This window comes from Thermoanaerobacterium calidifontis (genome assembly GCF_055381745.1).
Genome location: NZ_AP042436.1, coordinates 1,025,030 through 1,050,425, shown reverse-complemented (window position 1 = coordinate 1,050,425; position 25,396 = coordinate 1,025,030). Strand labels below are relative to the sequence as shown.

The 25,396-nt window shown below is 35.9% G+C and carries 27 protein-coding genes, 1 tRNA gene and 1 riboswitch; of the genes, 2 read left to right on the top strand and 26 right to left on the bottom strand.

What is annotated here, in order from left to right; genetic code table 11:
• Nucleotides 1–5 precede the first annotated feature (5 nt).
• The 17 genes from mreD to ACZ42G_RS05130 form a co-directional block, all read right to left on the bottom strand.
• A complete protein-coding gene (gene mreD, locus ACZ42G_RS05210) occupies nucleotides 6–509 on the bottom strand; it encodes a rod shape-determining protein MreD (protein ID WP_464851760.1) in 504 nt (167 codons plus the stop codon).
• 32 nt (nucleotides 510–541) lie between these two features.
• On the bottom strand, nucleotides 542–1,372 hold the full coding sequence (mreC, locus tag ACZ42G_RS05205) for a rod shape-determining protein MreC (RefSeq protein ID WP_085112659.1): 831 nt from the start codon (nucleotides 1,370–1,372) through the stop codon (nucleotides 542–544).
• A 13-nt stretch (nucleotides 1,373–1,385) separates the two neighbouring features.
• Nucleotides 1,386–2,408, bottom strand: coding sequence for a rod shape-determining protein (locus tag ACZ42G_RS05200; protein WP_038069099.1), 1,023 nt, complete (start codon nucleotides 2,406–2,408; stop codon nucleotides 1,386–1,388).
• Between the two features lie 19 nt (nucleotides 2,409–2,427).
• Nucleotides 2,428–3,132 (bottom strand): RadC family protein, encoded by a 705-nt coding sequence (radC, locus tag ACZ42G_RS05195; protein WP_085112660.1) that lies wholly within the window; start codon nucleotides 3,130–3,132, stop codon nucleotides 2,428–2,430.
• 13 nt (nucleotides 3,133–3,145) lie between these two features.
• Nucleotides 3,146–3,721 carry a Maf family protein gene (locus tag ACZ42G_RS05190; protein ID WP_464851757.1) on the bottom strand — a complete coding sequence of 192 codons (576 nt, stop codon included), beginning with the start codon at nucleotides 3,719–3,721 and terminating at the stop codon, nucleotides 3,146–3,148.
• Nucleotides 3,722–3,751: 30 nt separating this feature from the next.
• Nucleotides 3,752–4,003: a DUF4321 domain-containing protein gene (locus ACZ42G_RS05185; protein ID WP_085112662.1), complete on the bottom strand. Its 252-nt coding sequence runs from the start codon at nucleotides 4,001–4,003 to the stop codon at nucleotides 3,752–3,754.
• 150 nt (nucleotides 4,004–4,153) lie between these two features.
• Nucleotides 4,154–5,899: an NADH-dependent [FeFe] hydrogenase, group A6 gene (locus tag ACZ42G_RS05180; protein ID WP_085112663.1), complete on the bottom strand. Its 1,746-nt coding sequence runs from the start codon at nucleotides 5,897–5,899 to the stop codon at nucleotides 4,154–4,156.
• A 20-nt stretch (nucleotides 5,900–5,919) separates the two neighbouring features.
• Complete coding sequence (nuoF, locus tag ACZ42G_RS05175; protein WP_464851755.1) at nucleotides 5,920–7,710, bottom strand: NADH-quinone oxidoreductase subunit NuoF; 1,791 nt, start codon at nucleotides 7,708–7,710, stop codon at nucleotides 5,920–5,922.
• Between the two features lie 13 nt (nucleotides 7,711–7,723).
• Entirely contained in the window at nucleotides 7,724–8,089 is a 366-nt protein-coding gene (locus tag ACZ42G_RS05170) for a (2Fe-2S) ferredoxin domain-containing protein (protein ID WP_014758971.1), read from the bottom strand.
• Between the two features lie 2 nt (nucleotides 8,090–8,091).
• Nucleotides 8,092–8,637 carry an ATP-binding protein gene (locus tag ACZ42G_RS05165; protein WP_085112665.1) on the bottom strand — a complete coding sequence of 182 codons (546 nt, stop codon included), beginning with the start codon at nucleotides 8,635–8,637 and terminating at the stop codon, nucleotides 8,092–8,094.
• A 2-nt stretch (nucleotides 8,638–8,639) separates the two neighbouring features.
• Nucleotides 8,640–9,122, bottom strand: coding sequence for an NADH-quinone oxidoreductase subunit NuoE family protein (locus tag ACZ42G_RS05160; RefSeq protein ID WP_014758973.1), 483 nt, complete (start codon nucleotides 9,120–9,122; stop codon nucleotides 8,640–8,642).
• A 142-nt stretch (nucleotides 9,123–9,264) separates the two neighbouring features.
• On the bottom strand, nucleotides 9,265–9,960 hold the full coding sequence (locus ACZ42G_RS05155) for a PHP domain-containing protein (RefSeq protein WP_085112666.1): 696 nt from the start codon (nucleotides 9,958–9,960) through the stop codon (nucleotides 9,265–9,267).
• Entirely contained in the window at nucleotides 9,957–10,286 is a 330-nt protein-coding gene (locus tag ACZ42G_RS05150; RefSeq protein WP_464851752.1) for a DRTGG domain-containing protein, read from the bottom strand. The genes ACZ42G_RS05155 and ACZ42G_RS05150 overlap by 4 nt, the downstream gene beginning before the upstream one ends.
• The gene (locus ACZ42G_RS05145; protein ID WP_464851751.1) at nucleotides 10,283–11,593 is read right to left on the bottom strand and encodes a [Fe-Fe] hydrogenase large subunit C-terminal domain-containing protein; all 1,311 of its coding nucleotides are present in this window, start codon (nucleotides 11,591–11,593) and stop codon (nucleotides 10,283–10,285) included. The genes ACZ42G_RS05150 and ACZ42G_RS05145 overlap by 4 nt, the downstream gene beginning before the upstream one ends.
• 21 nt (nucleotides 11,594–11,614) lie before the next feature.
• Nucleotides 11,615–12,034, bottom strand: coding sequence for an ATP-binding protein (locus ACZ42G_RS05140; RefSeq protein ID WP_085112669.1), 420 nt, complete (start codon nucleotides 12,032–12,034; stop codon nucleotides 11,615–11,617).
• A gap of 2 nt (nucleotides 12,035–12,036) precedes the next feature.
• On the bottom strand, nucleotides 12,037–12,390 hold the full coding sequence (locus tag ACZ42G_RS05135) for a DRTGG domain-containing protein (protein WP_085112670.1): 354 nt from the start codon (nucleotides 12,388–12,390) through the stop codon (nucleotides 12,037–12,039).
• A gap of 11 nt (nucleotides 12,391–12,401) precedes the next feature.
• Entirely contained in the window at nucleotides 12,402–13,202 is an 801-nt protein-coding gene (locus ACZ42G_RS05130; protein WP_464851750.1) for an SPOR domain-containing protein, read from the bottom strand.
• Between the two features lie 141 nt (nucleotides 13,203–13,343).
• Here ACZ42G_RS05130 and ACZ42G_RS05125 point away from each other — a divergent pair, with 141 nt between their 5' ends.
• Nucleotides 13,344–13,931, top strand: a complete 588-nt coding sequence (locus ACZ42G_RS05125) for a lytic transglycosylase domain-containing protein (RefSeq protein WP_085112672.1) — start codon at nucleotides 13,344–13,346, stop codon at nucleotides 13,929–13,931.
• Nucleotides 13,932–14,107: 176 nt separating this feature from the next.
• On the opposite strand, the gene dapA is transcribed toward ACZ42G_RS05125, so the two are convergent.
• The 3 genes from dapA to ACZ42G_RS05110 form a co-directional block, all read right to left on the bottom strand.
• A complete protein-coding gene (gene dapA / locus ACZ42G_RS05120; RefSeq protein WP_464851749.1) occupies nucleotides 14,108–15,019 on the bottom strand; it encodes a 4-hydroxy-tetrahydrodipicolinate synthase in 912 nt (303 codons plus the stop codon).
• A 791-nt stretch (nucleotides 15,020–15,810) separates the two neighbouring features.
• A complete protein-coding gene (gene typA / locus ACZ42G_RS05115) occupies nucleotides 15,811–17,634 on the bottom strand; it encodes a translational GTPase TypA (RefSeq protein ID WP_085112673.1) in 1,824 nt (607 codons plus the stop codon).
• A 147-nt stretch (nucleotides 17,635–17,781) separates the two neighbouring features.
• Nucleotides 17,782–18,477 (bottom strand): C40 family peptidase, encoded by a 696-nt coding sequence (locus tag ACZ42G_RS05110; RefSeq protein WP_274892622.1) that lies wholly within the window; start codon nucleotides 18,475–18,477, stop codon nucleotides 17,782–17,784.
• Between the two features lie 3 nt (nucleotides 18,478–18,480).
• Nucleotides 18,481–18,611, bottom strand: a riboswitch (cyclic di-AMP (ydaO/yuaA leader).
• A 188-nt stretch (nucleotides 18,612–18,799) separates the two neighbouring features.
• On the opposite strand from ACZ42G_RS05110, the gene ACZ42G_RS05105 reads away from it, so the two are divergent.
• The gene (locus ACZ42G_RS05105) at nucleotides 18,800–19,720 is read left to right on the top strand and encodes an AEC family transporter (RefSeq protein ID WP_274892621.1); all 921 of its coding nucleotides are present in this window, start codon (nucleotides 18,800–18,802) and stop codon (nucleotides 19,718–19,720) included.
• Nucleotides 19,721–19,768: 48 nt separating this feature from the next.
• On the opposite strand, the gene ACZ42G_RS05100 is transcribed toward ACZ42G_RS05105, so the two are convergent.
• The 6 genes from ACZ42G_RS05100 to polA form a co-directional block, all read right to left on the bottom strand.
• Nucleotides 19,769–19,853, bottom strand: a tRNA-Leu gene (locus ACZ42G_RS05100).
• Between the two features lie 118 nt (nucleotides 19,854–19,971).
• Complete coding sequence (locus ACZ42G_RS05095; protein ID WP_085112676.1) at nucleotides 19,972–21,006, bottom strand: nicotinate phosphoribosyltransferase; 1,035 nt, start codon at nucleotides 21,004–21,006, stop codon at nucleotides 19,972–19,974.
• Between the two features lie 18 nt (nucleotides 21,007–21,024).
• The gene (locus tag ACZ42G_RS05090) at nucleotides 21,025–21,474 is read right to left on the bottom strand and encodes a DUF441 domain-containing protein (RefSeq protein WP_085112677.1); all 450 of its coding nucleotides are present in this window, start codon (nucleotides 21,472–21,474) and stop codon (nucleotides 21,025–21,027) included.
• A gap of 40 nt (nucleotides 21,475–21,514) precedes the next feature.
• Entirely contained in the window at nucleotides 21,515–22,069 is a 555-nt protein-coding gene (locus ACZ42G_RS05085) for a lytic transglycosylase domain-containing protein (protein ID WP_274892619.1), read from the bottom strand.
• A 19-nt stretch (nucleotides 22,070–22,088) separates the two neighbouring features.
• Nucleotides 22,089–22,685 (bottom strand): dephospho-CoA kinase, encoded by a 597-nt coding sequence (gene coaE, locus ACZ42G_RS05080; RefSeq protein ID WP_274892618.1) that lies wholly within the window; start codon nucleotides 22,683–22,685, stop codon nucleotides 22,089–22,091.
• A gap of 47 nt (nucleotides 22,686–22,732) precedes the next feature.
• Nucleotides 22,733–25,336, bottom strand: a complete 2,604-nt coding sequence (gene polA / locus ACZ42G_RS05075; RefSeq protein WP_464851748.1) for a DNA polymerase I — start codon at nucleotides 25,334–25,336, stop codon at nucleotides 22,733–22,735.
• Nucleotides 25,337–25,396: the final 60 nt, after the last annotated feature.

The following is a 25,396-nucleotide window of genomic DNA, read 5'->3' as shown; positions in this document are numbered from 1 at the left end:
ACCACCTAAACTTTAAAAAAAAATTTTTTCGATTTAACAAAATTATTAAACCGCACTATATACCTGTATATGAAAATAGTTATTATGGAATTGTAAACCGACTGAATTATTACTACATTTAACAAATACGATGGATTTAACTCATATTTCATGAGGAGCATGGAAAAAATCATGATAAGATTGTAAAGGATCGTTCCTAAAAATACAAATACAAAAGCTACAAATGTACTTTCTCTAAAGACATTTTTGCTAAGTATACCTGTCAAATACGCCACAATAAGAAGCGAAATTGTCACAAAGCCAATAGCGTTGTTAAAAAGCACATCTACTAAAATTCCACCAAAAAGGCTTAAAGTGATGCTTTCACCAGTGCCATTTAAAAGAGAAAAAGCAATAACTAAAATTAATAAGGCGTCAGGTTTAACGCCTAATATAGCAATGTACTTCATCAACGTAGCTTGAAGAATTATTGCAAGTATAATTAAAAGGTATTTATAAATGCTCCTCATTTTAACCTCCGTAAACCTTCCAAATGTCCTAATCAGTTTCCAGTCGTCTTCATGTTTGTCACAACCTGCACAAATTCCAATCTTTCAAAATCGGCCTCTGGCTTTATAACTGCCTGTTTCAAAAGAGAACCTTCGTCCTTTTCTACTTTTTCCACCTTGCCTATTATAAGCCCTCTCGGAAACATGCTCATATCGGATGTTGTTATAACATCGCCTTTTTCTATTTTAGAATCTATTGGTATATATATCATGTTTAGATTTCCATTAGAATCTCCCCTGACGATGCCGTTGTCCCTTGTCCTTACGTCTAAAGCACTTACCGAACTATCCACATCAATTATAGATAAAACTTTCGACCAATTATTGCCGACATCTGTGACTATGCCAACCAAATTGCCTTTCTCATCCAAAACTGCCATTTTAGGCTTTATTCCATTGTCTGAGCCGACATCAATATTAAATGTATTAAACCAGTTTCCAGGATTTTTGCTTATTATATTGGCAGGCTTTGTCGTTATATTCGTATTATTATCTTTAAAATTAAGCATGTCTCTCAATCTATTGTTTTCGTTTATATACTCCTGAAGCATGATGTCATTTTTGCTCAACTTAATTACTTCTTTTTCTAATTCAGCATTTTTTGCTCTAAGTGTTCCAATCTCTTTTATTGAAGTGAAAAAGTTGGAAATACTGTTACCTATTGAATTAAAGGCCTTTTCTACAGGAGATAAAATACCGCCTATAGCTGATTCAATAGGTGTCACATTGCGTCCACCGCCATAAGTATATGCCATGGCGGATATAAGTGCCACGGCTATAACTATAACAAATATAAATTGTTTATTTTTGAGAAATCGTGGCACTTTACCACTCCTCTCAGTTTAACTTGCTGGTAGGCGTTAAAACCCTTTTAAACAGAGAACTTTCTTCTAAAATCTTCCCTGTTCCTAATGCAACACAATCCAATGGCTGATCGGCAATTTGAATCGGCATACCTGTCTCTTGCCTTATAAGCCTGTCTATGCCGCTTAATAAAGCGCCACCGCCTGTAAGCATTATACCTCTATCCATAATATCTGCAGCCAACTCTGGCGGAGTTTTTTCAAGTGTCAATTTGATAGCATCTAATATGCTGGAAACAGGATCTTTTAATGCTTCTAAGATTTCTGTCGATGTAATTTTTAATGTCTTTGGAAGCCCTGATACCAAATCTCTTCCTCTTATATCCATTGATTCTTCTTTAGCCTTTGGAAAAGCTGATCCTATTTGAATCTTCACTTCTTCTGCCGTTCTCTCACCTATCATCAAGTTGTACTCTCTCTTAATGTAGTTTATTATTGCCTCATCCATCTCATCTCCGCCGACCCGCAGTGACTTGCTGGTGACTATTCCACCTAAAGATATGATAGCTACATCAGTAGTACCACCACCTATATCTACAACCATGCTTCCTGTAGGTTCTTCTACAGGCAAACCAGCACCAATAGCTGCTGCCATCGGTTCTTCCACTGTATGAGCTTCTTTTGCACCTGCCTGCAGAGATGCTTCTATTACGGCCCTCTTTTCAACTTCTGTAACACCGGATGGAATTCCAACTATTACTCTCGGTCTAAATAAGCCCTTCCTCGGATTTACTTTGCCAATAAAATGATCCAGCATCATCTTTGTTATGTCAAAATCTGCGATTACGCCATCTCTCATGGGCCTTATGGCTACGATATTCCCCGGTGTTCTTCCAACCATTTTTTTAGCTTCTTCACCTACAGCCAAAACTGTATGCGTGTCATTTTTTATAGCTACCACAGACGGCTCTCTTAATACAATTCCCTTTCCTTGAACATAAACAAGTGTTGTTGCAGTTCCAAGATCAATACCTATATCCCTAGAAAATCCTTTCATCCTTTTTATAACTCCTTCCTTATTTATCAAAATCATAATAGCCTTTTTCTTTTAAACTTATACCTATTCCATCACCAATAATAATGTGATCTAATACTTTTATTCCTATTAAATTGCCACCTTTATAAATCCTATCTGATACTTCTACATCTTCTCTACTGGGAGTGGGATCACCGCTTGGATGATTGTGAACCATTATTATAGAAGACGCTGACCTTTCGATAGCAGCTTTAAATACCTCTCGCGGATGAACTATAGAAGTATTTAAACTCCCTATTGAAACAGTGTCAACAGCAATTACCTTATTTTTTACATTAAGCAAAACAACTTTAAAGTGCTCTTTATTTAAGTATCTCATTTCATCCATAAGCAAACTTATCACGTCGTCAGGTTTCTTTATGATATAACCGTCACTGTAGCCTGCAAGGGCTATCCTTCGCCCCAGCTCAATAGCAGCCTTAATTTTTGCGGCTTTTGCCAATCCTATGCCTTTTATCTCTGAAAGCCTTTCGACACCTGTGTCTAACAGATATTTAAGCCCGTGGCCTTCGCTTAAAAGCCTTTGTGACAGCATTATAGCACTTTCATCTTTATTTCCCGTCCCTATAATTATAGCCATTAGTTCGGCGTTTGACAATACAGATGGCCCGTACTTTATAAGTCTTTCTCGTGGTCTATCATCTTCTGGCAAATCTTTAATCGTTACGCGAGATTCCTCTCCCATACATTACCCCCCCCTAAAGCAAATGCACGTTAAATTCTCTCGATAAAATATCATGTAACTTCGATATAGGAAGCCCTACTACATTGTAGTAGTCACCATTTATCTTATCAACAATAAGCGAGCCATAACCTTGTATGGCATATGAACCTGCTTTATCAATGTACTCACCTTTTTCTATATAACTAAAGATCATTTCATCGCTTAAACTTTTGATGTAAACATCTGTCTTTTCATATTCTGTAACTATTTTATTCTGTTTCAATGATATGACTGTAACACCAGTATAGACTTGATGCCATCGCCCTGACAACACCTTTAGCATATTAAATGCATCACTTTTATCTTTAGGTTTACCAAGGACAATTCCATCAGCAAAAACTACTGTATCAGCTCCTATAATTAAAAAATCACCACTTAATTTTTCTGCGACGAATGATGCTTTTTTTCTGGATAAATCCATGACAATCTTCCCTGGTTCTTTTTCATCTGTCACTTCTTCTACGTCACTTATCATTACAGAAAAATCCACACCAATATTTGATAGTATTTCTTTTCTCCTGGGTGAACCAGATGCAAGTACAATTTCCATATCTGCATACTCCACTTTTGGTTTTATCTGTTATCTTATCTTGTAATACGAAAATATAGCAATTATAAGTCCTATTACAGTTCCCAAGTTGAACCTAAAAGCCAACAGGAACGATACTTTTATAAAATTTAGGTCGATATTTATTGGACTGTTCATTCCTATCATCTGTTGGTACGAAAAAGCATGAACGTACTTAGCAAGAAAGTCTCCAACAAATCCACCAAAAAGAAGACCTACTAAAAGCAAAAAGCACAACGTACCAATTCCCTTGCTTCTCTTCATCTTCCCACTCCTTCTGTTTATTTTATCCCAAATCACTTGTTTTAAAACTTTTCCTTTTAATTATAACATAAATATCTTGTATTTCGACATAATCTAATCTTTTTTTAATATGTTATTTATGGCAAAAAAAATCTCCCTAAAGGGAGATTTTTAATCATTCATGGGATAAAGATCTTTCTTGCTATAGGTTGTATGAAGCAAATGATGCGATTTTTCCCCCAATGGGCTTATTAAGAATTCTTCGTACAACTTTGTTATCATTGGATTTTTGTGAGACTTTCTAATCGGCAAGTCTTTATCTGCTTCATATATAGCTTTTAATCTACTTTTCCTTACCAAATCTTTTTCATTTGGATTGTGTATAGGCTGTCCACCGCCCATTATGCAGCCGCCAGGACATCCCATGACTTCTATGAAATGATACTCTGCTTCGCCACTCTTTATCTTATCTAAGAGTTTCTTAGCATTTCCTGTACCATTTGCTACAGCTATTTTTATTTCTTTTCCGCCTATATCAATCTTTGCTTCTTTTATTCCTTCCAATCCTCTTACTTCTTCGTACTCAAAATTCTCAATATCCTTGCCTTCAACTATATCTGCAACAGTTCTTAAAGCCGCTTCCATAACACCGCCTGTAGCGCCAAATATGACACCAGCACCAGATGATTCGCCAAGCGGATTGTCGTATTCGCTGTCAGGCAAGTTGACAAAGTCTATACCCGACTGTTTTATCATGCGAGCAAGCTCTCTCGTCGTCAAAACAGCATCCACATCTTTCATGCCGTCTACTATCATTTGAGGTCTGTCTATCTCATACTTCTTGGCAGTGCACGGCATAATTGATACGACGAAGATATCCTTTGGATCTATACCTTCTTTTTCTGCAAAATAGCTCTTTATTATTGCACCCATCATCATGTGAGGCGATTTGCAAGTGGAAAGATTGTCTATAAATTCTGGATAATACCTCTCACAATAGTTTATCCATCCAGGGCTACAGGATGTTATCATAGGAAGTTTGCCACCTTCGTTAAGCCTTTTTAAAAGCTCATTTCCCTCTTCTATTATGGTTAAATCTGCAGCAAAGTCTGTGTCAAATACTTTGTCAAACCCAAGCCTTTTTAAAGCTGATACCATTTTCCCTGTCACTATCGAACCATAAGGCATTCCAAACTCTTCGCCAAGTGCAACTCTCACAGCAGGTGCTGTCTGAACTACAACGTATTTCTTTTCATCCAAAAGCGCATCGTAAACCATCTTTGTATGGTCTTTTTCGTAAATCGCTCCGACAGGACATGCCTCTATACACTGTCCACAGCTAATACATGGTGATTCATTTAGACCTCTGCCAAATGAAGGTGCAACAATAGTCTTAAATCCTCTGTTGACCATGCCTATGGCGAAAACATTCTGCACATTGTTGCATGTAGCAACACACCTTCTGCACAATACGCATTTATTTGGATCTCTTACGATAGAAGGTGACGATTCATCTTTTTGATATTTTATATTTTCGCCCATAAACCTTATTTCGTCTATGCCAAACTTTCTGCTTAAGTCTTGCAATTCGCAGTTTCCGCTTCTTACGCATGTAAGGCAGCTTCTGTCGTGTGCAGATAGTATAAGCTCTAAGTTAGATCTTCTTGCTTCTCTTACGCGAGGCGTGTTTGTGTATATTTCCATTCCGTCGCTTACAGGATAAACACAAGATGCCTGTAAATTTCTAACGCCTTTTATCTCAACAACACATAGCCTGCAAGCACCTATTTCGTTTATCTCTTCAAGGTAGCATAATGTCGGAATCTCGATGTTTGCGTATTTTGCAGCTTGCAATACTGTATAGTTAGCAGGTACTTCTGCAGGAATTCCATCAATAGTTATTCGAACTTTATCCATGTTTTGCACTCCTTTCATTACTATTTCTTGTATATAGCATCAAACGGACATTTATCCATACATGTTCCACATTTTATACATTTATCTTGATCTATCACATGAGGTTGTTTTATTTTTCCAGATATAGCGTTTGTAGGACAATTCTTAGCGCATATACCGCACCCTTTACATTTATCTGGATCGATTCTAAATTTCAAAAGCGCTTGGCAAACACCTGCAGGACATCTCTTCTCCTTTATGTGTGCCTCGTATTCATCTCTAAAATATCTTATAGTAGAAAGAACAGGGTTAGGAGCTGTTTGGCCTAATCCACACAAAGAAGACGCCTTAATGGAATTAGCAAGAGTTTCAAGTTTCTCAATATCTCCTTCTTCGCCTTTTCCTGATGTTATCTTATTAAGCAGTTCCAACATTCTTCTCGTACCTATGCGGCATGGTGAGCATTTGCCACATGACTCATCAACAGTAAATTCCAAGAAGAATTTTGCGATATCAACCATACAGTTGTCTTCGTCCATTACGATAAGTCCACCTGAACCCATCATGGAACCGATATTAAGAAGTGAATCATAGTCAATAGGTGTATCTAAATGCTCTGCAGGAATACATCCACCAGATGGTCCACCCGTCTGGGCTGCCTTAAATTTCTTGCCATTTGGTATTCCTCCACCTATTTCAAATATAATCTCTCTTAGCGTTGTACCCATCGGTATTTCTACCAGACCAGTATTGTTGATCTTTCCACCAAGAGCAAATACCTTTGTGCCTTTAGACTTTTCAGTGCCTATACTTGCAAACCATTCAGCACCATTTAATATGATTGCAGGAATATTTGCATAAGTTTCAACGTTATTTATAATAGTCGGTTTTTCCCACACGCCTTTTACAGCAGGGAATGGAGGTCTTGGCCTTGGCTCACCGCGTTTTCCCATGACAGAATTTAAAAGTGCAGTCTCTTCACCGCAGACAAAAGCACCTGCTCCAAGCCTTATCTCTATATCAAAGTCAAACCCAGTATTGAAAATATTTTTACCTAAAAGTCCGTACTCTCTTGCTTGATCTATAGCAATTTGAAGCCTCTTTACTGCAAGAGGATATTCAGCCCTTACATAAATATAACCATGGTTAGCACCAATTGCATATCCTGCTATAGCCATAGCTTCCAAAACGCTGTGAGGATCTCCCTCTAATACGCTTCTATCCATGAAGGCACCAGGATCACCTTCGTCAGCATTGCAAACGACGTACTTAGGCGTCTCTTTTTGGTTGTAAGCAAATTCCCACTTTATACCTGTAGGGAAGCCACCGCCACCTCTACCTCTTAATCCTGACTTTTTAATTTCCGCTATAACTTGCTCTGGAGTCATCTCAGTCAATACCTTCGCCAATGCTTTATAACCATCAAATGCAATTGCTTCTTTTATATCCTCTGGGTTTATAAGTCCACAGTTTCTTAAAGCAACTCTCTGCTGTTTCTTGAAAAATGCTGTTTCCTCTAAAGGCTTAATTCCTTCCTCTGTGACGCTTTCTCCGTAAAGATACTTTTTAACAACTCTTCCTTTTAAAAGGTGTTCTTCCACGATTTCTGGAACATATTCTTCTTTGACGCGGCTGTAAAACACGCCTTCTGGATACACGACAACAACCGGGCCCAATTCGCACAGTCCAAAGCATCCAGTTCTTACAACCTGAACCTCTTTGTCTAAACCTTTATTTGCAATTTCTTCTTCAAAGCATTTTGCTATTCTATCTGAATTTGACGATGTACATCCAGTACCACCGCACACCATAACATGTGATCTATATAACATCTACAGCCCTCCTTTATTCAACACTACTAATAGTCCATTCTTTAATCGGATGTCCATTAACTACATGTTCCGCAACTATCTGCCTTGCCTTGTTTTCATCAACTTTTATATACGTAACTTTTTCTTGTCCCGGAACATAAACATCTACCATAGGTTCATATTTGCACATGCCAATACAACCAGTCTCAGCAACAACCACATCCGTAATATTTCTTTTGCCAAGCTCATCCAATATAGCCATCATAACAGGCCTTGCACCAGCGGCTATGCCGCATGTAGCCATGCCGACAGTGATCCTTATGCCATTCCGATCTTTACGAAGATTTACCTTTTCCAATGTCTCTTTTCTTATCTTTTCTAATTCCTCTATAGATTTCATATTTACACCTCCATGACACAATTTATGTTTTCTTCAAGATACTCAATTAACCACTGCAATACAGAAGGCTCTGTAATCTTTACGCCGTTTAGCAATTTTTTAATATCCAAAGTATTAAATGAAAATTTTCTACCATCTGATATAATTTCAAACAAAACGTCAACATCACTATCAGAGACTATAAGCGAAATTAAAGTAGAAGGTATATCGCCAATTGGAATCAAATCGATACTTGAAAGTTTAAAAGTCCCTTCCACATAAGTGCCAACGCCCTTTTGAGACTTTATTTTTGCATCTCCGCCGCATTGAAGGGCTAATTCTTTAAAAAATGGCAAACCTAATCCGACTTTTCGCTCTTTCCTCGTTGTTGTAAATGGATCAAAAGCTTTCTCTAAAAGTTCTTCGTCCATTCCACATCCGTCGTCTTCAATACTTAAACGCATAAAATCCTTTTTATGATCAATTTCTAACTTGATCGATATATTTTTTGCACCGGCTTTTATGCTATTTTGAGCAATATCTAAAATGTAAAGCGACAACTCTTTCATATCTAGTCAAATTTCTTCAATATATCTTCAACATCGTCAGGTGTCAATCTGCCAAAAACTTCTCCGTTTATCATCATTACAGGTGCAAGACCGCAAGCGCCTAAACAACGAGTGGCTTCAAGAGAAAACTTGCCATCACCTGTCACATCACCTACGCTTATGCCAAGCTTCTCTTTTAATTTGTCAAGAACCATCGCGGAACCTTTTACGTAACAAGCAGTACCAAGGCAAACACCGATTTTGTACTTCCCGGACGGTTTTAATGTGAAGCGGGAGTAAAAAGTCGCAATGCCAAATATCTCTGTCAACGGTACATTCATTTCTTCTGAAATAAATTGCTGAACCTCTATAGGCAAATAGCCAAATATTTCTTGAGCTTCATTCATGACAGCAATTAAAGAACCGTCTGTATCTTTCAACTGGTCTATAACTTTTTTTAACTTGTTTATATTTTCTTCACTGAATTTTTCGTAGATTGCCTGCATCTAATACCCTCCTTTTAAAAAAATCTTTAAAATTGCAAAATAGGACATAATTATTATACCATATGTTAATTATTTTTTTAACATGTAAAAATAAAAATTTTTTTATTTTCTGATAAATCCCGACTAATTTGATATGTTTTCTTTACTTGCACATCCAGTCAACTACCATATCCAAGTCATCTAAATCAAAGCAATTTACCCTTTCGCTTATATGTCCTAAATGATGAGCATCAGAAGAAGTGAGCACTTTATACTTTTTTATACATTCATCTACAATGCGATTGTCAATCGATGTCGAAGACACTTCGACAGTTTTAAGATTTGGTATATCTGGTATAAAACCGAGATTTGAAATGATGCTGTAAGAAGTGCGATTTATGTGAGCAGGCACAACAGCACCAATGCCATCCATCATTCTAAAGATTTCATCAACAGAAAAGCTGCTGGAAGATAGAAGCAGCTTTTCTGCTTCATCCACAATATTGTCGTCTTTATCCATAATCAATTGATTTCCAAAAAGATATTTGTTATTTTTTACGCAGTCTAAGCTATTATAAATCATTTCGCCAAAATTCAAACAGTCAAGAATATCAAAAAAATAACATAACACATGAACTTCTTCCTTTGTCTGAACTTCTATGCCTGGTATAAACTTTATTCCCTTTTGCCGGCATAATTCATGGACGGCTTCTACATTTTTAGTTGAATTGTGATCTGTCAAAGATATTACATCAAGCCCTTTTATTAAAGCCATATTGACGATATTATTAGGCGTCATATCATCGTCGGCACATGGCGATAATGATGAATGAATATGCAAGTCATAGTAAAACTTCATTTAATCATCTCGCTCAATTTAATCGCTGCTTCATATGAACTGCCATTAAACGCTATAACAGGTATGTTCTCATCATCAGCCTTTTCTTTAGCATTTTCATCAAGTTTTTCGCCTTCACAGATGATGATGCAGCTTATCTCTGTCATAACAGCAACCGCAATCACATTCACATGCGTCTGAATCGTCACCCATGCACTTCCACTTTTCACATGTGACATAACAAAGCTTAATAAATCACACACATAGACATTGCTTACTTCCTTTTCTATGCCTCCCTCACCCGCTACCAAGGTAAATTCTTGGCTTAATATATCCTTTACTTTCAAGGTTTTACCTCCTTATCACTGCCTATTACAGGCGGAATTTTAATAGAAAGCTTGTTTATTTCTTCTGCCAGTATTTTTATCCTGTCTTTTAGTTTAAAGATACAATCATATTCGCTGGCAAATCCTTTTACTATATCTTCTGCAAGAGCTCTACACCCAGGAGAACCACAAGAACCGCAATCAAGTCCTGGCAAACTTTTGTAGATTTCATCAATTGAGTTCATCATGTCAATAGCTTTGTCTATGTCTTCATCTAAATTTAAGACATCGCTTTTTTTAAGTTTGACATTTAGCATAAACTCATTAAAATCAACTTCTATATATTTTTTTGTAGCTTCATCCTTGTTTAATTTTTCTTTCAATTTCATTATCCTGTTTCTAGCAACAAAATTATTTGCGACAGTCAAAGGTCCTCCTACACATCCACCAACACAAGCAAGACCTTCAAAAAAATCAATGTCGTCTAATTTTCCTAATTCAATATCCTCCAATACACCTATGACATTTTGAATTCCATCTACAAAAAGACAATTTTCCAATGATGTACCGTACGATTCACCGCCAGCATTTGCCCATCCGACGCCTATCATCGATGAAGTATGATCGATTCTCTTCTCAACAAATTTTCTTTTGTCTAATATCATGCTGTAGACATCCCTCATAGAGAAAACACCATTTATATACGACTTTTCAATGCCTATAGGATTTTTTACGCTAGTGACTTTTGCAGCACACGGCGATACGAAAAACACCCCTATTTCTTCATCTTTTAACCCTGTTTTCTTTTTAGCTTCATCTCTGGCAATCTTCCCAGCCACCTCAACAGGCGGCATTATGTCTAAAATGTTATCCATCAGCGAAGGAAATCTCTGTTGAATAAGCCGGACAATAGCAGGACATGCGGATGATATAATAGGTCTTTTGTAATCTTTCGTCTTTACTATATTCCTCGTTATATACGATACGATGTCAGCAGCATAAGCAACCTCAAAAACTTCGTCAAACCCGCATGACTGCAAAGATGTCAGTATGTCACCTATTGTCATGTCTTTAAATTGTCCGTAAAGAGAAGGCGCAGGAAGAGCGATTTTATACTTGTAATTTTCCATCATGCCTATATCATCTGTCACCACGACTTTAGCATGATAAGGACACACCCTTACGCACTCTCCACAGTCAATGCATTTCTCTTTTATTATCTTTGCCTTTCCGTCTCTTACACGTATCGCCTCAGTAGGACATCTTTTTATACAATTGGTACAACCTTTGCATCTATCTCTATCAAGAGTCACAGAATGAAAATACATTGAAAACAACCACCTTAGAATTTAAAAATTAATCGTCATTACGATCTTCGTTCCGCTTTCATCGTGATTAACTATTTCCATAGTGTCGGCATTTCGCTTCATGTTTGGAAGACCCATTCCTGCGCCAAATCCCATCTCAATCACCTCTTTTGGCGCTGTGGAATATCCTTCTTTCATAGCCAGCTCTAAATCTTTTATGCCAGGGCCTGTATCCTCAGCAATTATCACAATCTTGTCAGAATATATTTCAAAATGCATCTTGCCTCCGTAAGAATGAATGACTATATTCATCTCGGCTTCATAAGCTGCAATTGATGCCCTTCTAACTATGTCAGATGGTATTGAAAGCATAAGCAGCGTCTTTCGGAACTTGCTTGACGATTCTCCTGCGGATGAAAAATCTCTTGCTTTGACATCAAAATCCATTGTATACGGCTTCACAATTAAAATTCACTCCCACAATTAAGTCCATTTTTATATAAAAGACCACAAGCGATAAAAAGCGGATAATCTGTCTTCATAATTACTATCGATGCGGAATCTGCCATTTTTAAGATCTCAGGTCCAGGCTTTTTACCTCTCACAAAGACGATGCACACTATATCGCCTAAGACCTCCGCTGTCCTAACAACTTGAACATTTGTAAGTCCTGTTAAAAGCAGAGATTTTTCATCTTTTGAAGCCAAAACATCGCTCATCAAGTCTGCACCACATGCCGTGTTTACTTCTTCAGATAATCTATCATGGCCGCAAAGCACTTCCGCATTTAATATTTCTTTCACTTCCTCAAGTTTCATGCTACACTCCCCTATTTTAAAGAACTCATGCTGTCATAATACTGTTTTATGGAATCCATAAGAAGCTTCTGAGTTAACCTGTAAGCATTTCCGTCATTTAATTCAAACGATGTCTTTATATCGCTAAAATTGTTTAAAATTTGACTATTAATCGCCTTTGTATCATCTAAAATCTTTTTTAAATTTTCATCTATATTTATATTATAAGTCATATTGCTATACTTTTTAAAGTACTTTTCTGTATCATCAATATCTTTTTCGCTGACAGTTCCAAAAGCTATTTTATACGAAAGCTGTGATAAATGTGACAAACTGTTTAAAAAAACATTTAACCTATCAATTACTTCCTTTACATTCTTTTCTGAATTTTTTTCATAATATACCTGATAAACAGGTCCATAGTACAAAGCCACAGATGAATTAATGCCACTTTTATTAAGCTTTAAGCTGAAATCATCGGCATCTTTTTTGTCCATAAATTGTCCCAAACACAAAATATAATTTTCACCATCTTTAAGGATTTCTCCGTAGATCCCTTTCATGGTAAGCAAATTCAAATTATATGAAGCATCTTTTTCATCGCTGTACTGGCCTATTTTTACAACGTAATAATTAAGCTGTGGCACTTTCACAGAATAAGAATAAACAGTTTTTTCAGACAGCTTAGCCAGATATGGCTTTATAGCATACTGAGAAATTGCAAATCCTATTCCGATAGATGCTACTATTGATAAAGCCAATAGCAATATAACCCTTTTAAAACCTAATCTTGCATTTTTCTTGTTTTCTTCATTTGTATACACATAAATCACCTAATTATATATTCTACACCGATCACTAAAATCCTTTTTACAAATCATTCATTATTTGAGACTATATTCTCATTTTTTAAAACGAAAAAGGATTTTTAAATTTTATGTCGAATTATAAAAAATATGAGGAGGTTTTTGAAAATGGACTATGTAGATTCGATCATCGAAAGCAGATTTAGCGATATACAATCGCGATTGCCTGTAAAAATAAACCTCGTGGATAAAAGCAATTCATTTCAGAACATCTTAAATGAATTGATAAGCGAAAGCACCACTTCAACTGAAGATATAAAATCAGAAACAATTGATTTTAATAATAAAACGCCAGATATGACTGGCGTATCAAAAGACAAAATAGAAAGCTATATAGATGAGGCTTCAAAAAAATACGGCGTCAGCAAGGATTTGATAGATGCTGTCATAAAAGCCGAATCAGACTACAATCCTTATGCTGTATCAAGCGCAGGTGCAATGGGCCTAATGCAGTTAATGCCGTCAACAGCTCAGTATTTAGGTGTGACAAATCCTTTTAACCCAGAAGAAAATATCGATGGTGGGACAAAACTGCTGAGCCAATTGCTTAATAAATACAACAATACTGCATTGGCTTTAGCAGCATACAACGCAGGAGAAGAATCCGTAAATAAATACAACGGCATACCACCCTATGAAGAAACCGTAAACTACATAAGCAAAATACTGAATGATACATCCGATGGTTCAAAATAAGTATGACCACCCGTAAAACGGGTGGTTTGCTCTGGTGTCGTTACTTTTTTGCTTTTTCGTTCTACTACAAAAATTTTTCTTTTAGCCATTATAACTATTATATTCTCATATATTCTAATCTGTTTTTTATTTTTGTCTGTTTGTTTTTAATATCTATATTATAAGAAAGTTATACGTCAAAAATTATAAAATTTACGCAATTCCGATTTGATAAGTTCTTTAATGTCCTCATTTACATCTACTAAAGGCAATCTTACTTTGCCACCTAAATTTAGACCTAATATATCCAATGCCGCTTTGATTGGTGCAGGATTAGGGGCTTTAAACATGCTCTTTTGAAGTGTATATATATCAAATTGAATCTCTCTTGCCCCTATTATGTCTCCAGCTTTATATTTATTTATCATTTCTTTTATTTTTTTGCCAGCAACATGTCCTGTCGCAGCAACCGCACCATTACCTCCAAGACATAGATTAATAAAGATATTAGTATCTTCGCCTGTCAAAATAGAAAATTCTTTTTTTAATTTACTTCGACATACCCTTATCATCTCAGAAGTATTTGTAATATCGTTAAAACAATCTTTTATACCAATTACATTGTCAATATTTGCTACCTTAATAATTGTATCAATACTCATATTAACTGCTGTCCTAAATGGTATATTATAAATCATAATTGGTAAATTTGTGTGTTTAGCTACAGCCTTAAAAAATTGATAAATACCATCCTGATCTGGTCTAATATAATATGGAACAACTATTAACAGACCATCGGCTCCAATATTTTCAGCATATTTAGTCAAACTTATTGTTTCATCTAAGTTTGCACCCCCAGCACCGACAAAAATAGGTACTCTTTTATCAGCTTGTTTTACTGCTCTTTCTATAACTAATTCCTTTTCAAGATGTGATAATGATGTCGATTCCCCAGTTGTTCCAATTGGAATTATAGCATCTGCACATTGTTCTTCTATTAAGTAATCAACGAGTTTGTCAAATTTTTTAAAGTCGACTTTACTCAGATCATCAGTAAATGGTGTAATACATGGAATAACCAATCCTTCCAACTTATGAATATTACTCAATTACCACACACTCCTTGTTAAACTTTATTAAACTTGTGCATACCTCAAGAGCTTTAATTCAAGCCGTTTTATGATATACTTTTTTTCATATCACAATAAAAATTTTTTATTTGATGTGTAGTCTGTCTACCTTATTAAACATTAAATGAAAAAATCCTACGTATATAACTTTAACAAGTTTTAATATTATTGACCTTCTTATCTTTTAGACTATTATTCTCATCATGATAGTTATAAATCATAAACGCTGAAAAATTTAGAAAAATTTCCGTCCTCATTGATTATCTTAATATATTCTTAATAGTCCTCTTAATGTATATGCAGAAATTTCTAGTAAACAATTATATGATTGGCTAAATTCACTTTGAGTACAGACAAAAAAATCTGTCAGGATTTTTAAAGAAAAATTAAGATATCAGATTAAACCACTCTTATTCATGTAAAGTGTCACAATTAAAAGCAAAAAAACACTTTGGAATTTGCAATTATTGATTGCACATCAAAAGTATTACGATTACAAAAAACAATTATAGCGACACTAAGAATATCCTTTAAAACATTACTCAATACATTAAAAAATACGTTATGTCGAATCGTTTTAACTATCAACGTTTCTATAATAGAGATTACATCATTTAGAATAAATTGTCAATCATTTTTTGAATCAAATTTTAAATTAAAATTAAAACCACAAATTGTAATTATTAAAAGAATTAATAAGCAAAAACGCCCACAAAGCTGAATATATAAATGTAAAATCGCAAACATAATAAAAAGGGGTCATACCCCTTTTATTGTTTATATTTAGCATTTTTATACCTTTGTTGCGAGCTTAATATCTTTTTTCTAAGTCTTATACTTTTAGGCGTAACTTCCACAAGCTCATCATTAGCGATGAATTCCAAAGCCTCTTCAAGAGACATCTCTCTTATAGGTGAAAGTCTTAATGCCTCATCTGCAGTAGCAGAGCGCAAATTAGTAACATGCTTTTTCTTACATACATTGACATCTATATCGTCACTTCTGGAGTTTTCACCAACTATCATGCCTTCGTACACTTCGACGCCTGGACCTACAAAAAGAGTTCCTCTTTCTTGTGCATTGTAAAGTCCATAAGTCGTTGTAGTGCCAGCTTCAAAAGCCACTAAAGACCCTCTCGATCTTGTAGGTATATCCCCTTTGTACGGTTCATAGTCATAGATTATAGATGTCATTATCCCATTTCCCTTGGTATCAGTAAGAAATTCAGAGCGATATCCTATGAGGCCTCTTGTCGGTATCTTAAATTTCAGCCTTAATGTACCAGGTTTTAAAGTGTGCATATCCATAAGCTCTCCTTTTCTTGAGCCCATCTTTTCCATGACTACACCCATGTAATCTTCTGGTATGTCAATAGTAACAAGCTCAATAGGTTCGTGCTTGACACCATTTATCTCCTTTATAATCACAGATGGCTTAGATACCTGAAGCTCATATCCTTCACGCCTCATAGTCTCTATCAAAATGGATAAATGCAGCTCGCCACGTCCAGACACCTTAAATGCTTCTGTCGTTTCTGTCTCCTCAACCCTTAATGCTACATTCGTTTCAAGCTCTTTAAAAAGCCTTTCTCTTAAATGCCTTGATGTTACGTATTTGCCTTCTCTACCTGCAAACGGACTCGTATTTACGCCAAATGTCATGGAAATGGTTGGCTCTTCTATTTCAACAAAATCTACAGCCTCTGGCTTTTCTGGGTCGGCTATCGTCTCTCCAATCTCAATGTCGCTTATACCTGATACAGCTACTATATCACCTAATTTAGCATCATCAACCTGCACCCTTTTCAAACCTTCATATTGATACAGATTGCTTAATTTAACATTTTGCAAAGACCCATCTCTCTTGCATATTGCCACATTTTCACCTGATACGATTTTACCTCTAACCACTTTTCCAATGGCGATTCTTCCAATGTAATCATCATAGTCAAGTGTGGTAACAATAAGCTGCAGTGGATCATCTATATTACCTTCTGGCGCCGGAATCTCTTTTAAGATAGTATCAAAAAGAGGACGCAAATCTACTGATTCATCCTTTAAACTTAACTTAGCAATGCCTTCTCTGGCAGAAGCATATACTACAGGAAAATCAATCTGATCATCATCAGCACCCAATTCAATAAAAAGATCAAGGACTTCATCGATGACTTCCTCTGGCCTTGCATCAGGTCTATCGATTTTGTTCACAACTACTATAGGTTTTAAATTAAGCTCTAAAGCCTTGCTTAATACAAATCTGGTCTGAGGCATTGGTCCTTCGAAAGCATCTACAAGCAATAATACACCATCAACCATTTTTAGTACCCGTTCTACCTCGCCGCCAAAATCAGCATGTCCAGGCGTATCGACTATGTTTATCTTTACACCATTGTACCTTATGGCAGTATTCTTCGAAAGAATAGTTATTCCTCTTTCTCTTTCCAATTCATTTGAATCCATTACTCTTTCTTCGACTTTCTCATTCTGTCTAAAAATGCCACTTTGCTTAAGCATTCCATCTACTAAAGTTGTTTTCCCATGATCAACATGCGCTATTATAGCTACATTCCTTATATCGTCCCTTACAAACCCCATTTAGGTTAACTCCTTCCATACAAATGCAAATTTTATACAATATATAATGATATATTAATATGCTTAAATAGTCAACAAACTATAAATATCACCTAAAAATGCATCAAAAAAAGACACATGAAAGTGCCTTTTTGTCTTTATGCATATTTACTGTATAACTCTTCTGGCTGTAGCATAATGAGCGCTGTAGTAGTCTTCATACAAAGAGCTTATCATGACTTTTCCAGCACCAGATGAAGCGTGCATAAACTGTCCATTTCCTATGTATATCCCAGCATGGTTTATTATGCTGCTCCCTAATGTCTTAAAAAACACCAAATCTCCAGGCTGCAAATTAGCTTTGTCAACGTACGTACCTACTGTAGCTTGATCATCAGCTACCCTCGGCAAAGTAATTCCGACGCTTTTAAAGACGTATTGAGTAAAACCGGAACAATCAAAACCCGATGGAGATTCACCACCGTAAACATACCTCGTTCCTAAAAACTCTTTTCCAAAGTCAATAAGCCTCGAGGCAATGCTTCTATCAACATCACCCCTTGACACCGTACTTGAAGACCTTAATGAAAGGTACTTGCCGTATATCCAGCCTACAGTTCCATCTGAAAGCTTTATGTTGTACCAGCCATTATCCTGTCCAATCACTGTAACCACATCGCTATAGTTTAACTGTGTAATAACCTTTGACGACAAGCTTCCGCCATTTCTGACATTTACACCGTTTCCAATGACAACGCCACTTCCCAGATCTGCTGCATAAATATGTGTAAGCATCGAAGAACCCACCATCGTCATACCGAAAACGGATACACCAAAAATAAATTTACCTAATTTGCTATTCATAGCTAATCTCCTTCCTTTTGCCTCCGGAGTTAGTTGACGGGTGCGGGATAGAAGGTACCCCTACTGCATATGGCAGATTAACCCCAAACATGAAAAATCCTCCGTACCTAAATAGGATTCGGCAAGATTGCTAATATGTACAAGTTTCTTTTATTTTATCAAAAACGATTAATAAAGTCAATGTTTTCATAATAATTTTTTAAGATTTTTTTAATAAACTCTTAATATATTTTATAAAAAATTTATAAATTTGTTACAATCTCTATAAACAAGCGGCTTATTGTAGTATAATTTTACTTGATGTACGAAAAGGAGGATATAAATGAGCCAAATAGTCATACTTCAAAAAATCGCAATAAGCATCATCATAATATTTTTTGGTTACGCAGTAAAGAAAATGAAATTTTTACCTGCGGAAACAGGAAAAGTCCTGAATAGTTTTATAATCTACATAACATTGCCTGCCAGCATCGCAAAAGTTTTCTTGACTACAAAAGTAAATACAAACTTATTCGTTTTGACATTATCAGGCTTTGCTTTTGGTTTCATCACTTTTATTATAGGCTTTTTAGCCTTTAGAAACGCAAATTTAAAAAGAGAAACAAAAGGTACTTTGATCATATCTCTCTGCGGATACAACATAGGTCTTTTTGCTTTCCCGTTTGTCCAACAAATCTATGGCAACAATGGTCTTTTGCACATCGCAATGTTTGACATGGGAAATTCATTTAATGTCTTTGGAATCGCATATATCGCTGCATACGCATTTTCTCAGAGTGATAAATTAGATCTGAAAAAAGTATTTAAAAAGATCTTGTACTTTGTACCTTTTGACACTTATATAATAGCCTTCCTTTTGAATGTCATGGGTGTTAAATTCCCAAGTTTAATCGTCAACCTGGCAGAGCAAATTTCGATGCCGAATACAACATTAGCTTTGTTTGTAATAGGGTATTTTCTTGATTTTAATTTAGAAAAGGATGAAATTTTATCACTAGTTAAAGGACTTGCCATAAAATATGCGCCAGGCATAGCACTGTTTTTTGTCTTGCCTATGTTTTTCAATACTGCATCGATGACAATTAAAGCTATAATGTTAGGGACCATCATGCCGACAGCGCTTGTAGCAGTCATATATTCTGATGAGAGAAATCTAAACACCAAACTGGCATCGATCTTTATAACGACAACGACGATTGTTGCGATTGTATTCATGTCAATTATAATGGTAAAATGGCATTAAAAAAAGCCTTTTGAAAGGCTTTTTTATGTAAAATATTTATTTTCATTTTGGTGCGGAGGGCGGGACTTGAACCCGCACGGAAAACTCCATACGCCCCTCAAACGTACGCGTCTGCCTATTCCGCCACCCCCGCGTCACAATATCGTCAGCACATTAGTCATTATATAATGTTTTTTTGTTTGTGTCAATACCTTTTTGCATAAATTGCGATTCAGTAAGTATTATATAGACAAATATGAATTCATGCCTGTCTATATTATCCTTTTTAATTTTGCATTCTCTATCCTTCCAGGAATTCGGCCTCTTTTTGCAATAGGTTCTCCTTCTACTTCTTTAATATCCATCGTCATGTCTATAGGAGATGCATCTGATATATAGCTGCCAACGCCAAATGCATCTGCACCGCTTAATGCAAGCTCTTTTATCCTTTCTGGTGTAAGCCCACCAGACACAATGATCTTGACATTGTCAAATCCTTTTTGATTAAGCCTCTGCCTAAGCTCATACACAAGACTTGCCGTTACGCCTCCTCTCTCAGACGGCGTATCCAATCTTATGCCATACAACCTATCTCCTAAAAATTCAGCCACCCTCAATGATTCTTCAATTTCATCTTTAAATGTATCTACTAAAATAGTTATTTTCTCATCTTTAGGCGTTATCTCACTGTAAGCTTTAGCTATAGTAAGAGTGTCGCCAGCTATCAGAAAAGCCGCATGTGGTACTGTCCCCTTTGGCTCGCGTCCTAAAAGCTTCGCGCCTAATATGCAACTGGCATCATCAGCGCCACCTATTAGTGCTGCCCTTTCCATGACAGGAGCCACTGCAGGATGCACATGTCTTGCACCAAAACAAAGTAAAGGCTTGTCTGGAATAACTTCTTTAAGCTCTCTTGCTGCAGTAGCCCATCCGCATGAACTTGCCAACATACCCAATATCACAGTTTCATACGTACCAAACTCGCTGTACGGTCCAATGATTCTCATAACAGTCTCTTTTGGTTCAAAAGTCTCTCCTTCATCTATAGACCACACTTCAATGTTTTTATCTTTTAAGACATTTTTTACTTCAGGCAACCCTGCAAAAACACCACTTTTTCTTGCAAATATCTCTGCCGTAACGACTTTCCCGTCTATTCCTAAATGCTTTAAAATATCTTGCGTCCTTAGAAAATAAACGTCTGTAGTCGCGCCATTTTTTATTTCGTCATGTGTGGCAGAAAAAAATTCCCTATCGCTACTCACCTTAACTTCCCTTAAGTCTTCAAGATGCTTTATAATTTTCATATGTATTCTTCTCCCTCTCTATAATCTAAATATCCTAAGTAAGATTGTCGTAATGCCAAGGGCTATCATTGGTCCAACCGGTGCTCCCTTAAAGAAGCTTACACCAATCACAGTACCCAGCAAAACACCTACAACACCATTTGTATCTACTTTCATGGCATTAAGGCCTATAGATGCCAATACAGCTACAATTATCCCAGCAATAACTGTAATAACCCCTTCCATGCTTTTTGCAGCATTTAAAAAATCATCAACTGATACTTTGCTCATTGCAAGAGGTGACAAGGCTCCCATAGTCAATACTATTATACCAAGATTCATGCCATTTTTCGATACAAATTGATTAATTATTTCCAAGTTCATAAGTTTAATAAAAAGAAGCATTAGAATAGCAGCCGCAACATTGTTGTTTTTTCCTATAATGCTGAAAAACAACATGATGGATAGAATCAAAACCCCAAAATCCATTTATGATCCCTCGCAACATAATGTTGTGCAATGTTTCAAACTATCTGTATAAATTTGTGTAAATCTTATAATACTTAAGCACCTTTTTAATGTACTTATCCGTCTCTGAAAAAGGCACTTTCTTGAGATTGCTGCCATTTTCCGAGTACCTCTTGTCCTTTAACCAATTTGAAACATTGCCACTTCCTCCATTATATGCGGCTACTGCCAAAGTGACATCATTATTAAATTGTTTTAAAAGGTATTTTAGATACCATGTTCCTATATTTATATTGTAATCTGGATTAAAAAGCATATTAACGCTAAAATTTTTAATGCCTATGTAATTAGCAACCCAAGTTCCTGTCTCAGGTATCACTTGCATAAGGCCTATAGCCCCTTTGCTTGAAACGCTGTCAGGATTAAAATTGCTTTCTGCCTTTATCATGGCAAAAATCAAATTAGGATCTACTCCATACTGATTTGAATAGAAGTACACCTGTTGACTGTATTTTTTAGGATATAATTGCTTTAGAAACCAATTTGTCTTAACTCCATATACCGTCAAGACAGTAATCGCTGCTACTATCACCAATATGACTTTTTTAAACTTCAATATAATACCTCCAGATGTTCTATTTTGAAAAGCGCCCCCACAACAGCTCAACTTGTCTTTTTATGGCATTAAAATCCTTGCAGTTATTAATTATAAAATCTGCGTACTTCATTTTGTCCTCTATAGACATCTGGCTTTTAATACGGTTCAGTGCGTCTTTATAGCTTAAATTGTCTCTTTTCATAAGCCTTCTAATCTGTGTCTTTTTATCAACAACCACAAGCCATACTTCATCTACCATATTAAAAAGCTTCATCTCAATTAACAATGCTGCATCAAGCACGATGGCTTTCTCTTTGCCTTTTTTTCTCTCTTCCTCTATTATATCTTTTATCCTTTTTATTATTTCCGGATGCGTAATTTCATTTAATTTATTCAATTTTTCTTTATCAGCAAAAACAAGGTTACCCAGTTTTCTCCGGTCTATCTCGCCATCTTTTCGCAAAATTTCTCTTCCAAACACACTTACTAATATATTATATGTGTCAGTACCCTTTATCATAATCTCTCTTGAAACTACATCCGCATCAATTATTACTGCTCCAAGGCTTTTTAATATGGATGAAACGGTGCTTTTCCCTGACGCTATTCCGCCTGTCAATCCGATTACCCTCACCATCGCACCTCCAATCTATATAATTTAAAAGTGTCCAAAAGACACTTTTATTTTGCATCATACCAATTTTTCCCTTGCCCTATATCTACGACCAAAGGAACTCTTAACTTTATGACATTTTCCATTATCGATTTTAAAAGCTCCTTGACTATTTCAACTTCATCAGGATGTGTGTCAATTATAAGCTCATCGTGCACCTGAAGAATGAGTCGCGATTTCAATCCTCTTTCCTTTAATTCATTGTACACTTTAACCATCGACATCTTTATTATATCCGCAGCACTGCCTTGAATAGGTGTATTCATCGCCATTCTCTCACCAAAAGACCTTTGGTTAAAATTTTTTGAATTGATTTCCGGTATGTATCTTCTCCTATTTAAGATTGTCGTAACATACCCATTTTCCTTTGCAAATTTGACTATTGAGTCGATGTAATTTTTGACGCCCTTGTACCTATCAAAATAATTATCTATGTATTCTTTCGCTTCTTTTCGCGATATCTTTAAGTCTTTAGACAAGCCGTAATCGCTTATACCATATACAATACCAAAATTGACAGCTTTTGCTCGCCTTCTCATTTCATTTGTCACTTCTTCTTTTGAAACCTTAAAAACTTCCGATGCCGTCCTCAAATGTATATCCTCATTGTTCAAAAATGACTCAATAAGTTTTTCGTCCTCAGAAAGGTGTGCAAGAACCCTAAGCTCAATTTGAGAATAATCAGCAGATATTATAAGCCCATCTTCATGACTTGATACAAATGCCTTTCTTATTCTTCTGCCAAACTCTTCTCTTACAGGTATGTTCTGCAAATTAGGCTCTGTCGAACTAATTCTCCCTGTCGCAGCAACAGTTTGTTTGAACGTAGAATGAACCCTGTTATTTTGATCCATGATAGGAATGAAGCCATCTATGTACGTAGATTTAAGCTTCATAAGCTGTCTATATTCTATTATTTCTCCTACTATTTCGCTATATGGTATAAGCTCCGCAAGAACTTCCATATCAGTTGAATACCCTGTTTTAGTCTTTTTTATTGCTGGCAAATTTAATTTGTCAAACAAAAATTCTGACAACTGCTTTGTAGAATTAATATTAAATTCGTATCCAGCAACATCGTAAATATCTTTTACAATTTTATCTGTCTTTTCATCTATTTCTTTAGAAATACTTCTAAGTACATCCTTATCTAAAGTAAAGCCGTATACCTCCATAGATTTTAACACTTCAATAAGCGGTATTTCAACATTATTTAAAAGATCTTCCATATCCATCTCTCTTATAAACAACATGAGCTTATCTTTCAACTTGGATAAGTTTGTTGCAATTGAACACATATAATCGATTAAAAGCCTTTTGTCAATATCGTCATAGTTCTTTTTATTTCTGCCCTTACCCACTATGTCATCTATGCTTTGCAAATCCTCTTTCAAGTATTTTTTCAATACCCGACTTATGTCATAATTTGACTCAGACGGATTTAAAAGATATGTCATTATGGCCGTATCGTAAATCTTGCAATTAATTTCAATGCCGCAGTATGAAATGTTCACCAAAAAATCTTTTAGATCGTGTCCTATCAAAGTAAGTTTCTCGTTATTAAGCAATTTAAAATTGTCATAATCATCAATCTCTACAAAAAATGATTCATCACCACAAGCAAACGATACTGCTTTTATCTTTCCCTCATATATGAACGGATACAGTGACAAAACATCAAACTTTTCCAAAACATTTTTAACGTATGTAAAATCTCTTACAGGCCATTCTCTAATATCCTTTGCATCACGACTATCGTCCTTTAAATCTGCAATGAGACTTGAAAATTCCAACTTTTCAAATAACTCTTTAAGCTTATTAACATCGTAATTTTTTACCACATATTCATTCAAATCAATATCAATAGGAACATTTCTCTCAATCGTAGCAAGCCGTTTGCTTAAAACAGCTAATTCTGCATTATTTTCTATATTTTCCTTTACTTTCCCCTTTAACTTATCTGTATTCATTAGTAAATTTTCAATTGATCCAAATTCCTTAATAAGCTTTATGGCCGTCTTTTCCCCTATATTTGGTACACCGGGAATATTGTCTGATTTATCTCCCATAAGCCCTTTTAGATCTATGAATTGAAGTGGCGTTACTTCGTACTTTTCAAAAACTGCCTTCTCATCATACTCGTCCATCTGTGTTATGCCTTTTTTGCATATTTTTACTTTTACGTTTGTCGATACAAGCTGAAGCGCATCTCTATCGCCTGTGACGATAAGCACATCCATCCCACTCTCCGATGCAATGTTTGATACTGTCCCGATGATGTCGTCCGCTTCAAATCCCTCTATCTCGATGGTTTTTATATTAAACGCACTTATCACATCTTTCAGAGTATCCACCTGCTCTACAAGCTCCTCTGGCATCGACTGACGAGTTCCTTTATAAGCACTGTACTCCTTGTGCCTAAATGTAGGGGCCTTTTTATCAAAAGCTATTGCTATGTAGTCCGGCTTCTCCTCATTCAGCAATTTAAGAAGCATCATTGAAAAACCGTATATTGCATTTGTATGCATTCCTTCACTATTCATCAAATCAGGCAGAGCAAAATATGCCCTGTACATCAAGCTATTACCATCTATGATCAAAAATTTCGACATACACTCACTCCTATTTAACTTCTTGTAATCTAATATACCGCAAAAAAAAGAGGATGTAAA

Coding starts and splice junctions, on each gene's coding strand:
- mreD (WP_464851760.1), bottom strand. CDS start 509: ATGAGGAGCATTTATAAATACCTTTTAATTATACTTGCAATAATTCTT.
- ACZ42G_RS05200 (WP_038069099.1), bottom strand. CDS start 2,408: ATGAAAGGATTTTCTAGGGATATAGGTATTGATCTTGGAACTGCAACA.
- radC (WP_085112660.1), bottom strand. CDS start 3,132: ATGGGAGAGGAATCTCGCGTAACGATTAAAGATTTGCCAGAAGATGAT.
- ACZ42G_RS05190 (WP_464851757.1), bottom strand. CDS start 3,721: ATGGAAATTGTACTTGCATCTGGTTCACCCAGGAGAAAAGAAATACTA.
- ACZ42G_RS05185 (WP_085112662.1), bottom strand. CDS start 4,003: ATGAAGAGAAGCAAGGGAATTGGTACGTTGTGCTTTTTGCTTTTAGTA.
- ACZ42G_RS05180 (WP_085112663.1), bottom strand. CDS start 5,899: ATGGATAAAGTTCGAATAACTATTGATGGAATTCCTGCAGAAGTACCT.
- nuoF (WP_464851755.1), bottom strand. CDS start 7,710: ATGTTATATAGATCACATGTTATGGTGTGCGGTGGTACTGGATGTACA.
- ACZ42G_RS05170 (WP_014758971.1), bottom strand. CDS start 8,089: ATGAAATCTATAGAGGAATTAGAAAAGATAAGAAAAGAGACATTGGAA.
- ACZ42G_RS05165 (WP_085112665.1), bottom strand. CDS start 8,637: ATGAAAGAGTTGTCGCTTTACATTTTAGATATTGCTCAAAATAGCATA.
- ACZ42G_RS05160 (WP_014758973.1), bottom strand. CDS start 9,122: ATGCAGGCAATCTACGAAAAATTCAGTGAAGAAAATATAAACAAGTTA.
- ACZ42G_RS05155 (WP_085112666.1), bottom strand. CDS start 9,960: ATGAAGTTTTACTATGACTTGCATATTCATTCATCATTATCGCCATGT.
- ACZ42G_RS05145 (WP_464851751.1), bottom strand. CDS start 11,593: ATGTATTTTCATTCTGTGACTCTTGATAGAGATAGATGCAAAGGTTGT.
- ACZ42G_RS05135 (WP_085112670.1), bottom strand. CDS start 12,390: ATGAAACTTGAGGAAGTGAAAGAAATATTAAATGCGGAAGTGCTTTGC.
- ACZ42G_RS05125 (WP_085112672.1), top strand. CDS start 13,344: ATGGACTATGTAGATTCGATCATCGAAAGCAGATTTAGCGATATACAA.
- typA (WP_085112673.1), bottom strand. CDS start 17,634: ATGGGGTTTGTAAGGGACGATATAAGGAATGTAGCTATAATAGCGCAT.
- ACZ42G_RS05110 (WP_274892622.1), bottom strand. CDS start 18,477: ATGAATAGCAAATTAGGTAAATTTATTTTTGGTGTATCCGTTTTCGGT.
- ACZ42G_RS05105 (WP_274892621.1), top strand. CDS start 18,800: ATGAGCCAAATAGTCATACTTCAAAAAATCGCAATAAGCATCATCATA.
- ACZ42G_RS05095 (WP_085112676.1), bottom strand. CDS start 21,006: ATGAAAATTATAAAGCATCTTGAAGACTTAAGGGAAGTTAAGGTGAGT.
- ACZ42G_RS05090 (WP_085112677.1), bottom strand. CDS start 21,474: ATGGATTTTGGGGTTTTGATTCTATCCATCATGTTGTTTTTCAGCATT.
- polA (WP_464851748.1), bottom strand. CDS start 25,336: ATGTCGAAATTTTTGATCATAGATGGTAATAGCTTGATGTACAGGGCA.